The 10530-nt window shown below is 58.7% G+C and carries 10 protein-coding genes; 6 read left to right on the top strand and 4 right to left on the bottom strand.

The window, feature by feature from the left end; translation table 11 throughout:
* From B3759_RS13760 to B3759_RS13750, 3 genes are all read left to right on the top strand, one after another.
* A partial coding sequence (locus tag B3759_RS13760) for an ATP-binding protein (protein ID WP_291366677.1) occupies positions 1-1299 on the top strand: 1299 nt, incomplete at its 5' end.
* A gap of 182 nt (positions 1300-1481) precedes the next feature.
* Positions 1482-2006, top strand: coding sequence for an adenine phosphoribosyltransferase (locus tag B3759_RS13755; protein WP_291367051.1), 525 nt, complete (start codon positions 1482-1484; stop codon positions 2004-2006).
* Between the two features lie 302 nt (positions 2007-2308).
* Complete coding sequence (locus tag B3759_RS13750; protein ID WP_291366675.1) at positions 2309-4507, top strand: FUSC family protein; 2199 nt, start codon at positions 2309-2311, stop codon at positions 4505-4507.
* Between the two features lie 59 nt (positions 4508-4566).
* Here B3759_RS13750 and B3759_RS13745 read toward each other — a convergent pair whose 3' ends face one another.
* Positions 4567-5484, bottom strand: a complete 918-nt coding sequence (locus B3759_RS13745; RefSeq protein WP_291366674.1) for a LysR substrate-binding domain-containing protein — start codon at positions 5482-5484, stop codon at positions 4567-4569.
* 95 nt (positions 5485-5579) lie between these two features.
* Here B3759_RS13745 and B3759_RS13740 point away from each other — a divergent pair, with 95 nt between their 5' ends.
* Together B3759_RS13740 and ycaC are read left to right on the top strand one after the other, a co-directional pair.
* Positions 5580-6446: a pirin family protein gene (locus B3759_RS13740; RefSeq protein ID WP_291366673.1), complete on the top strand. Its 867-nt coding sequence runs from the start codon at positions 5580-5582 to the stop codon at positions 6444-6446.
* 74 nt (positions 6447-6520) lie between these two features.
* The gene (gene ycaC / locus B3759_RS13735; protein WP_291366671.1) at positions 6521-7141 is read left to right on the top strand and encodes an isochorismate family cysteine hydrolase YcaC; all 621 of its coding nucleotides are present in this window, start codon (positions 6521-6523) and stop codon (positions 7139-7141) included.
* Positions 7142-7292: 151 nt separating this feature from the next.
* Here ycaC and B3759_RS13730 read toward each other — a convergent pair whose 3' ends face one another.
* The gene (locus B3759_RS13730) at positions 7293-7808 is read right to left on the bottom strand and encodes a hypothetical protein (RefSeq protein ID WP_291366669.1); all 516 of its coding nucleotides are present in this window, start codon (positions 7806-7808) and stop codon (positions 7293-7295) included.
* A gap of 198 nt (positions 7809-8006) precedes the next feature.
* Positions 8007-9116: a 3-isopropylmalate dehydrogenase gene (gene leuB / locus B3759_RS13725; RefSeq protein WP_291366667.1), complete on the bottom strand. Its 1110-nt coding sequence runs from the start codon at positions 9114-9116 to the stop codon at positions 8007-8009.
* A gap of 93 nt (positions 9117-9209) precedes the next feature.
* Here leuB and B3759_RS13720 point away from each other — a divergent pair, with 93 nt between their 5' ends.
* Positions 9210-9809 carry a DNA-3-methyladenine glycosylase I gene (locus B3759_RS13720; protein WP_291366665.1) on the top strand — a complete coding sequence of 200 codons (600 nt, stop codon included), beginning with the start codon at positions 9210-9212 and terminating at the stop codon, positions 9807-9809.
* A gap of 116 nt (positions 9810-9925) precedes the next feature.
* On the opposite strand, the gene ybaK is transcribed toward B3759_RS13720, so the two are convergent.
* Positions 9926-10402, bottom strand: coding sequence for a Cys-tRNA(Pro) deacylase (gene ybaK / locus B3759_RS13715; protein WP_291366663.1), 477 nt, complete (start codon positions 10400-10402; stop codon positions 9926-9928).
* Positions 10403-10530: the final 128 nt, after the last annotated feature.

Raw genomic sequence — 10530 nt, 5'->3', positions numbered from 1 at the left:
CTGTTCTTCGCCTCTGACGATGGTCTGCATGCGGAAGACCGTCGCGGGTTCGTTCTGACCGCCAACGACATCACCCTTCGTCTGCGCAGTGAGCGCGCTCTGGGTGAATCGCAGAAACTGCGCGCCGTGGGGCAGCTGACAGCCGGGATCGCCCATGATTTCAAGAATCTCCTGACCGTCATTCTGGGCAATATCGAACTGGCCACGGAAGCCAGTGAAGTTTCCGACAGCGAACGACGGCAGCACTGTTTGGATGCCGCGGCTCATGCGGCCCGACGCTCGGAGGCTCTGACGGGTCAGTTGCTGTCCTTTACCCGCCGGGACAGACCGGCTCCGGATACTGTCGCACTGGCTGACATCTTCGCTCTGACCAACGGTCTTCTCGCCCGGGTCATCGGTCCTCGCATCACCGTCGAGTGTGGAAGCGCCAAGGATATATGGCATGTGCAGGTCAATCCGGCCCAGCTTGAAAGCGCGCTTCTCAATCTCGCCATCAATGCCCGCGATGCCATGCCGGGCGGCGGTCAGATCAACATCTGCGCCAGCAACGCGTCCTATCCCACAGCCGTCGATCTACTGACGCTGCCAGTCGAAGGCAATCGTGGTCTGCGTGTGTCATCAGAGCCTACGCCGCTGCCTGCGGGCGCATGGGTGCGGGTGGATGTCACCGACAATGGCTGCGGTATGGGTCCGGAAGTGCTCCAGCAGCTTTTCGAACCGTTCTTCACGACGAAAGATGACGGAGCGGGCACCGGGCTGGGTATGGCCATGGTGGTCGATTTCTGTCGGCAGGCCGGGGGACGGGTCGTCGTGGCCTCGGCGCCTGATCACGGAACCTGCGTATCTCTCTGGCTGCCGCGCGCCCTGACCGAGACAGCCCGGACAGCACCCGATTACGCACCTGCGCCCTCCAAAACCAACCTCCGCGCCCTTGTTGTGGAGGATGATCCAGCCATTCGTGACATTGTTGCGACCATTCTTGGTCTCGACGGATACCGTGTCACAGAGGCTGCGGATGGAGAGGCCGCGTTCGATCTGGTGGTGGAGGCAGGCAATACTTACGATCTTCTGGTGACGGACATCCAGCTTCCCGGCCCGCTCGACGGGTTCCGGCTGGCGCGGTTGCTGCGCGAGCGCCTCCCGGAGCTGGGGATTGTCTGCATGTCTGGTGACTTCACGCTGGATGGTCCCCGTCCAGCTGCGGCGCTTCCCATCATTCAGCTTTTGCCGAAGCCTTTCCGGCGGGAGGGATTCCTCAGGACCGTGGCGGCTGCAATGCAGGAACGCATTTCGGCGTAACGCCCTTCGTCAAACGGCTCCGGGTAATTCGGTAAAAACGCTGGGTTGCAAACAGCCCGCGTCACCTTGCGACCCTTTTCCTCACAGAGTAGTGTGCGCCCCGCTTTGTCCGAAGACGCGTCATGCTTCTGGCGTTCCCCTGTCTGAAGACGTTCTCCCGTCAACTCGCATCGGCCCGGTTCATGAACGACATCGACCTCAAGCAGTATATCTCAAGCATTCCTGATTTCCCGAAACCGGGCATTCTCTTCTACGACATCGGTTCCCTGATGCGGAACGCGGACGCCTGGCAGCTGGCGACGGCCCGTATGGCGCACGCCGTTGGTCCGTGGCAGCCCGAGCAACTGGCCGCTATCGAATCCCGCGGCTTTCTGACGGCAGCGCCGCTCGCCACCCGTCTGGGCACGGGCATCGTCATGCTCCGCAAACCGGGCAAACTGCCGGGTGAGACCATTTCTCACAGTTATGATCTCGAATATGGCTCGGACACGCTGCATATTCAGGCAGGCGCCATCAAGCCGGGCCAGCGCGTGGTCGTGACCGATGACATGCTGGCGACAGGTGGTACGCTCGCCGCCTCTATCGCCCTGCTGCGCAAGGCTGGTGCGAATGTGGTCGGTGCTTCGGTCATGATGGAACTGACGGCGCTGCGCGGTCGTGAAAAGATCGACGTGCCGGTTCATGCCCTGCTGTCCTACGACGACTGATGATCTCTGGCGGCAGGAGACAACTCTCCCGCCGCCGTCATTGGTCGAAACCGGTAAAAGATTATTTTGACCGTCAACAGAAGCCTGTCTTTTCTCCTAGAGCCGAATGGTTCTTCAGTATTCGCCGCTTTCATGCGGCCATGTGTGCGTCGCATCTCCAGTTTGCGGGAAATTGAGTTATTCATTCCGCTGATACGTGCTTGTAAGGGTGCTGGTGTAAGCGGACACAATGACTGTCGGTTCGGGTGGTAACGTGAGGTATGGGCATGAATGATGGGACGATTCCCGGACAGCATCCCCTCATGGCCCGGCTTCATTCTCTCCTGAACAGTTTCGAGTCCAGCTGGTTCGGCTCATGGGTCGTTCGGCAGAAATGGCTATATGCGCCCAGCCTGCTCAATTTCGGCTATGCGCTTCGCACCACCATTGCTTCCCTGATTGCGCTCGGCATCGCCCTGTGGTGGGAACTGGGCAGTCCGCAATGGGCGCCGCTCACTGTCTGGATGATTGCACAGGGGTCACGCGGCAAATCGCTGGCCAAGGCCCGCTGGCATATGTTCGGCATGGTGGTCGGGACACTGATCGCCATCACGCTGGTCGCGACCGCCCCTCAGCAGCCACTGCTTTTTATCCTGCTTCTGTCTGGTTCCATCGGGATGCTGTGCTTTATCGGCACCCTGCTTCCTGGGCCGGCCTCCATGGCCAACTATCGAATGCACGGTATGAGGGCGAGCGGCTTTACCCTCTCGATCATCTCTCTCGACGGCATCACGGACCCCGACCACATCTTTGAAATCACGATGGCCCGCGCGACCTACATCACGCTGGGCATCGTTTGTGAAACCGTCATCTCCTCGCTTTTCCAGTTCAGACTGACCCAGCGCGCCCGAAACCGGCTGGTCGACAATTATGTGGCGGCGATCAGACCAACCACAAAGACACTCGGCGCGCTACTTGGTGGTGACCGCAATGCGCTCCGCACGTCAGCCGAAATGATGGCCACGCTGGCCGGGCTTGGCGACCAGATCGAATTCGCCGAGATCGAGATGGGGCGGCACGGTCGTGAAGGTGACCATGCGCGTGCGGCTCTGGCAGGCGTCGCCGCCCTGTTTTCTCGCGGGCTGGAACTTGCGGCGCTGATGGCCGATCCGGCGTCCTGCGGTGCAAGCTGGGACAAGCTGGCTTCAGACAGTCGCTCCTTTCTGCTGTCTCTGCCTGATCGTCTGACCGATCCTGCCGAATTCAGCGCCGTCATGGCTGAACTGGACGCCCTGCGTTCCACAAGCCGGGTGGAAGCCGCCAACTGTCTGGCGCGTGAGATGGACATGGTCACGCATCCTCCCGTCGATGTGGTGGCGGAGACCATCGTGACGCGGGAAGGGCAGGCGGTTCACGTTCTGGGCGATATGCTGGATGAACTGGCGACCTCGTTGCAGCAGTTCGAGGCGAGCCGTAATCCAATCGCCCATGATCATTTCCATTACCCGATCGAGACATGGCGTGACTGGCATCAGGCGACCGGCAACAGTCTGCGCGCCGGTGTCTCCATGTTCGTGGCAGGCGTAATCTGGATCACCACGGCATGGCCGCAGGGACTGTTCTTCCTGATGTTCGTCGGTATCGTCAACTCGCTCTTCTCGACGCTTGAAACGCCTGCTGTCGCCACCCGCGCCTTCCTGCACGGCACGGTGATGGTCACGGCGGTCGCCGCGTTCATGGTGATACTCGTCATGCCCGCCATCTCCACTTACGAGATGATGGCGATGTGCTTCATTCCCGTCATGATGATAGGCGGACTGGCCTTCTCAAACCCGGCCACCATTCTGGGCGCTGTGGCCTACAACCTGTTCCTGACCATTCTGGTCAGTCCGTTCAACGATGAGCGGATGCTGGACGAGATCTCCTTCTTCAACACAGCCATGCCGCTCTTCCTGACCATGGCGTTCTGCATGTGGATGTATCGCGTTTTCCTGCCGCTTGATCCAGACGGGGTGCGCTGGAACATGCGCCTGCAGATCCTTCAGATGCTGCGGGGACTGGCCCGACGCGCCTATCCTCTGCGCCCGCATGACGTGATCGGCGTCAGCATTGAGCGCATGGTCCGGTTGCTCAACACGGTTGGCGGACGACGCGGTCCTGTGGTGGACGCCTATCTGCAGGGCGTCCTGTCCGGCATGACTGTGGGGCTTGCGATCCTGAGTCTGCGGGAAGTCATGGCCCGTGGGGCTTTACCGGCTCAGGCATCGCGCAATGTGCAGGACATGCTGGCGAGGATGGCCCAGTTTACCGGACGTTATGGCGGGCATTATGGCCGCACGGAGCATGCGACTGATGCGGCGGTCGCAGCGCTGGTGCGGCTGGAGCAGGGTGAGACCAACCTGTCCCAGCGTGTCGAAATCCTGCGTGCGCTGGCCGATCTGCGTGTCATAGCGGCTGAGCTGAAAGAGAACCGGCTGTTCTTCGATGCGTCGAGCCCTTATCTGGACCCGGTGTTTTCCTGATCTGCTCAAGGCTCATTGCCTGTTTTTCAGATCACTAGTTCTCTCTTTCAGGCAGAAAACTACAGGATCGCCTTGCTGATCTGCTGCCGCTGCACCGCGCATTCATGAGCCAGAAAATCGAGGAGCGCCCTGAGAGCAGGGATGACACCTCGTTTTGAGGGAAAAACGGCATGAATGATGCCGGCGCGAGGGTGCCAGTTGGGCAGGAGAGAGACCAGTTTTCCTGCCTTGATGTCCTTCCAGACCATCATTGTGGGGAGTTGCACGATGCCGTTGCCCACAAGCGCGGCCTCACGCAGAACCGCCATGTCATCCGTGACAAACCTCGGCTCATGAAAAACGGTGGCTGTCTGCCCGTCCTGACTTTCCAGAATCCAGGAGTGAGCGCCGGGACCGGTATGGAAGTCCATGCTGGGGAACGCGCCGAGATCGGCGGGAGACGTCAAGGGACTTGTCAGGAGTTCCGGGGCGGCGACGAGACATTGGGTGCTTGTATCGAAAACGCGCATGACGAGGTCAGACGTCTCAAGCGGCGGAAAGCGCACGCGAATGGCAAGGTCAAACCCTTCCTTCAGCACATCAACGCGTCGGTTGGTGCTTTCAAGATGCACCGTGACAGCCGGGTATTTCTGCATGAAGCGTGCCAGCAGCGCCCCGAACTGGAAATTGAGCAGGGCCACAGGACAGCTCAGACGAATCACGCCGCACGGTTCGCTTTGCAGTTCTGCGACGGAGCGCTCCGCCAGATCGGCTTCCTCAAGCAGGGCGACGCAATGCTCATAAAACCGACTGCCGATTTCCGTAATTTTGAAATGGCGTGAAGACCGTTGGATGAGCCGCGTGTTCAGGCGTTCTTCCATAAGCTGAATCCGGCGACTCAGAAGCGATTTTTGTAGGCCGGTCGCTCTTGCCGCGGCAGAAAAACCGCCGTGTCGTACCACCTGCACGAAATAATAGAAATCGTTGAGATCCCGCATCGTCCTGTCAGTAGAACGGATCGTTCGATCCGACAATCTTCAGAAGACGATCAGATCGTCACATATTCGCTCTCAAGAGAATGAGGAGCAGAGCCATGCAGAAACAGATTCTTGGCCGCTACGGCAATGATCGCGGCCACTGGGTTGGGGACGGTTTTCCCGTTCGTTCCCTGTTTTCCTACAGTGAGTTCGGTAAGCATCTGAGTCCGTTTCTGTTGCTGGACTATGCTGGCCCCCATCAGTTTCAGCCAACAGAGTCTCGCCGTGGAGTAGGGGAGCATCCGCACAAGGGCTTTGAAACGGTCACAATCGTTTATGACGGAGAAGTCGAGCATCGCGACTCTTCCGGCGCAGGGGGTGTGATCGGGCCGGGGGATGTGCAGTGGATGACCGCCGGTCGCGGTATCCAGCATGAGGAGTATCACTCTCCGGCCTATGCAAAATCTGGCGGCCCGTTCCGCATGGTTCAGCTCTGGGTCAACCTCCCGGCAAAGGACAAGGGAACGCCTGCTGCCTATCAGACACTGCTTTCTACCGACATTCCGGTTGTGAAGCTGCCTGATGACGCCGGGTTTCTGCGCATCATCGCTGGAGAGTATGACGCCACTCATGGACCGGCCCGGATCTTTTCCCCCCTGAACGTGTGGGACGGTGTTCTGCATCAGGGCGGACACGTCACGCTCGATGTCCCGGAGGGGCACAACAGCGCCATCGTCTCGCTGGAAGGAAAGCTGATCGTGAACGGTACGGAAGAGTTGGGCAGCGCCCAGTTTCTTCTGCTGGGGACGACGGGAACGCAGATATCCGTGCAGGCGTCGGTTGAATCGAGCTTCCTGATCCTGACCGGCGAACCGTTGAATGAACCGATCGTCGGATATGGGCCCTTCGTCATGAATACGGAGGAAGAAATTCATCAGGCAGTCAGCGATGTGCGGGCCGGTCGGTTCGGTGTCATTGCCTGAAATATACTCTCGGGCAGGTCCTCGTTTGAGACATGGCGAGGACCTGCCTTTCCTGAACAAATGGAGGATCTGACATGAACAAACCTTATGTGCGTCTTGATAAAGACAATGCTGCCGTCCTGCTCGTCGATCACCAGACAGGATTGCTCTCGCTTGTTCGCGATATCGACCCTGACAAGTTCAAGAACAATGTTCTGGCGCTGGCAGATCTGGCGCACTATTTCAAATTGCCGACCATTCTGACGACGAGTTTTGAAGATGGACCCAATGGTCCGATCGTGCCTGAACTCAAGGAAATATTCCCGGATGCGCCGTTCATCGCCCGCCCGGGGCAGATCAATGCCTGGGACAACTCCGATTTTGTCGATGCGATAAAGGCTACAGGCAAAAAGCAGCTTCTCATTGCCGGAGTGGTGACCGAAGTCTGTGTGGCTTTCCCGGTTCTGTCTGCTCTTGCTGAAGACTACGAGGTTTTCGTCGTGACGGATGCTTCCGGCACTTTCAATTCCATGACCCGTGATGCTGCCTGGAGCCGCATGGAAGCGGCAGGCGCGCAGCTGATGACGTGGTTTGGCGTGGCATGTGAGTTGCATCGGGATTGGCGAAATGACGTGGAAGGACTTGGAACTCTTCTGTCCAATCATATCCCTGATTATCGGAACCTGATCACATCCTACACGCAGAGCAGGACGTGACATTGAGTCCTGCTTGTCCGGTAGTGGCGCGTTGAGTGGGGAAGGGTGAGGTTGTTCTGGCTGGTTTCAGGATGTCGTTACACTGAAACCAGCCGAAAATTCTCCTGCATATCGAGGTATCTTCAACGAGCAGATTAGTGAAAAATGTCCCTTACTTCAGCGTCTCGCGCATCTTTTGCCGCAGGGTATTGCAGCGTTTCGTGTAGTGCGTGGCGCGAAAGGCCGTGAAGAAATTCACGCAGAAGGCGGCGAACAGGGACAGAAAGGACGCCAGCGTCAGCACCATGCCAAACGGAGACAGGGTGGTGTCGTAACGGACGCCTGAATACCAGAGCAGACTGATGCTCAGGATTGCTCCGAGCAGACCGAATACCCCTGTGGTCTTGAGCATTGAATCCTCAACCTGCTCGAAGTCAGAGGTTTCGTGCCAGAGATCGAATAGCTGGCGGTCGATCTCTCCCACCTTGTCGGCATGCGCCGCCTTGTCCTCGGCGGTGATCTTGTGAGGGTTCTTGCGATAGATATCGAGTTCCTGCCGCGCCTTGGTGAAGACGTGACGGCGCTCCTTGATGGCAGGAATACTGATATCGACAAAGCTGAGGATGGCGACATTCAATCCGGCTGAAAGCTGGATGATTGCCTGAAAATCACCCCATGTCGTTGTCATCGTCCATTCCTCACAGCGTCTGTCTGATGGGAATGTTTTCTAGCGAGGACCAACGTGAGGCAGAACACCTCTAAAGCATGACTGCCATTCAGAAGCGCAGTGGGTGGTCGCCTGTCATCCTGTCCGTGGACCGCAGAACCGCCGAGACTTCAGGAAAGTTTCAGCACAGTGCCGCTGAAACTTTCCTGTTTCCAGACCTCAGTCAGCCAGCTTGTCCAGCTCGCGGACAATCGCCTCGCCCATGACGTCGGTGCCGACGCGAGCCTTGCCTTCGCTCATGATGTCGGCAGTCCGCAGACCTGTCGCCAGCACGGCCGAGACCGCGTTCTCGATCATCGTGGCTTCTGTTTCGAGATCGAAGGAGTAACGCAGCAGCATCGCCAGCGAGAGGATCTGCGCGATAGGATTGGCGATGCCCTTGCCAGCGATGTCTGGCGCGCTGCCATGGATTGGCTCATAGAGCGCAGGCATGCGACCATCGGAGTGCTTCGCACCCAGCGTAGCGGACGGCAGCATGCCGAGGCTGCCGGTCAGCATGGACGCCAGATCGGACAGAACGTCGCCGAACAGGTTGCCGGTGACGATCACATCAAACTGGCGCGGGTTACGAACCAGCTGCATGGCGCAGTTGTCGGCCAGCATGTGCGACAGCGTCACGTCGGAATATTCGCGGGCGTGGAGATCGGTGATGACCTCTTTCCACAGCAGGCCGCTTTCCATGACATTGTGCTTCTCGACAGAGCAGACGCTGTTCTGGCGCTTGCGGGCCATCTCGAAGGCGATGCGACCGACGCGCTCGATCTCGTGCGTTGTGTAGACTTCGGTGTTGATGCCGCGCTTCTCGCCGTTCGGCAGCGTCTCGATGCCGCGAGGGTCACCGAAATAGATGCCGCCCGTGCTCTCACGGACGATCATGATGTCGAGGCCCTTCACGACCTCCGGCTTGAGCGTGGAGGCGTCCACAAGCGCGTCGAACACCTTGGCCGGGCGCAGGTTGGCGAACAGGCCGAGTTCCTGACGCAGCTTGAGAATGGCCAGCTCGGGGCGCTTGTCGAAGCCGACATTATTCCACTTCGGGTCGCCCACGGAGCCGAACAGCACGGCGTCAGCCTCGTGGGCCTTCTGGATGACTTCCTCGCGGATCGGCGTGCCGTATTCGGCCAGCGATGCGCCGCCGACAAGGTCTTCGGAGACGTCGAACGTGATGCCGCGCTTGCGGCTGAGCCATGCGGTGACGCGCGCCACTTCGCGCATGACTTCGGGGCCGATGCCGTCGCCCGGGAGGATCAGCAGTTTCCTGGCACTCATGACAATCTCCGGTGTCCTGTTATGTCAGGCGTGCTTATCAGTGGGACGGTCCTGTTTCAATGTAAGCCGAACCGAACAGGGCAGGAGAAGTGGATGCAGACCGTTGCAGGACGGGACGGACAGCCGCGCTGCGCTTGGTGCGCGGCGACGGAACAGTATGAAGCCTACCACGATCATGAATGGGGGTTTCCCGTTTCCGATGACCGGCGTCTGTTTGAAAAACTCTGTCTGGAAGGCTTTCAGGCCGGTCTGAGCTGGCGGACCATTCTGGCCAAACGGGAGGCGTTCCGGGCCGCTTTTGCCGGTTTCGATCCAGAACGTGTCGCGCGATTTGATGAAGCCGATGTGCAGCGACTTCTGTCCGATGCCGGGATTGTGCGGCATCGCGGGAAAATCGAGGCCGCGATCAACAACGCCCAACGGATGCTGGAACTTGTGAAGCAGGAAGGGTCGCTAGCGGCCTATGTGTGGCGCTTCGAACCTGAGCGGTTGGCGGCTCCGGAAGTAGTGACGGAGACGGCAGCTTCCCGCGCCCTGTCAAAGGATCTGAAAAAGCGCGGCTGGAAATTTGTCGGCCCGACGACGATGTATGCCTTCATGCAGGCCATGGGACTGGTCAACGATCACGCGCCGGGCTGCGTGACGCGAGAGAAGGTGAATACGGCGCGAGCGATGTTTAGGGTGCCGGAGTAGGTCATGAAAGCAGAAGTTTTTGGGTGTCGCCTTTTTTTAAAGGCGACGTCTTCTGAAGCTTTTTGGAAAAAAACTTCACCAAAAACTTTCCTGGGTTTGTTTGACGCGGCTTTTTACTACGCCGCCACGTCTGCGACCTTGGCATCGGATAGTCTTACCGCATCAGCTGGCGCGATACGGACAACAAAACCCTGATCGCCGGCGTTGATATAGACGTGATCCTGCTCCATCGCGTCCTGCGAGATGACAACGGGAATCTGCGTGGTCTGCCCGAATGGAGATGTGCCGCCCGACTGATAGCCGGTCAGATCATGCGCCTTTTCCGGGCTCATCATGCGGGCATTGCGTCCACCGAAGAGAGCGGCGACCTTCTTGAGATTGAGCTTCTGATGTGCAGGCGCCACCACGCAGGCGGGCTGTTTCTTGTCGATCTCGACCACTAGCGTCTTTAGCACGCTGTCGGGGCTGGAACCGAGCGCTTCTGCCGCCTGCATCCCGATGGGACCACCTTCCGGTGCGTAGGTGTATTCATGCAGGCTGTACGGTACATCCTGTTTCGCAAGAAATACGGTGGCGGCGGTCTCTTTGGTCACGTTCTGACTCCTGCTGAGGGTTGGGTCGAAAGCAGAAGGAAGAAAAACAGGCTGAAGCGTGTTTGCCAACCTTAGGCTGACGTGGTCGGGCTGTCCGCTTACGCCCTAATTCTGTTGAAAAAGTCGCT

The organism is Acetobacter sp. UBA5411 (genome assembly GCF_002409645.1).
Lineage (GTDB): Bacteria > Pseudomonadota > Alphaproteobacteria > Acetobacterales > Acetobacteraceae > Acetobacter.
The sequence above is the reverse complement of the archived record's forward strand: the minus strand, read 5'-3'. Positions and strand labels throughout refer to the sequence as shown.

What these genes read in the sequence shown, in the direction of transcription:
- B3759_RS13755 (WP_291367051.1), top strand. Translation starts at nt 1,482, where the DNA reads ATGAACGACATCGACCTCAAGCAGTATATCTCAAGCATTCCTGATTTC.
- B3759_RS13750 (WP_291366675.1), top strand. Translation starts at nt 2,309, where the DNA reads ATGGCCCGGCTTCATTCTCTCCTGAACAGTTTCGAGTCCAGCTGGTTC.
- B3759_RS13745 (WP_291366674.1), bottom strand. Translation starts at nt 5,484, where the DNA reads ATGCGGGATCTCAACGATTTCTATTATTTCGTGCAGGTGGTACGACAC.
- B3759_RS13740 (WP_291366673.1), top strand. Translation starts at nt 5,580, where the DNA reads ATGCAGAAACAGATTCTTGGCCGCTACGGCAATGATCGCGGCCACTGG.
- ycaC (WP_291366671.1), top strand. Translation starts at nt 6,521, where the DNA reads ATGAACAAACCTTATGTGCGTCTTGATAAAGACAATGCTGCCGTCCTG.
- B3759_RS13730 (WP_291366669.1), bottom strand. Translation starts at nt 7,808, where the DNA reads ATGACAACGACATGGGGTGATTTTCAGGCAATCATCCAGCTTTCAGCC.
- leuB (WP_291366667.1), bottom strand. Translation starts at nt 9,116, where the DNA reads ATGAGTGCCAGGAAACTGCTGATCCTCCCGGGCGACGGCATCGGCCCC.
- B3759_RS13720 (WP_291366665.1), top strand. Translation starts at nt 9,210, where the DNA reads ATGCAGACCGTTGCAGGACGGGACGGACAGCCGCGCTGCGCTTGGTGC.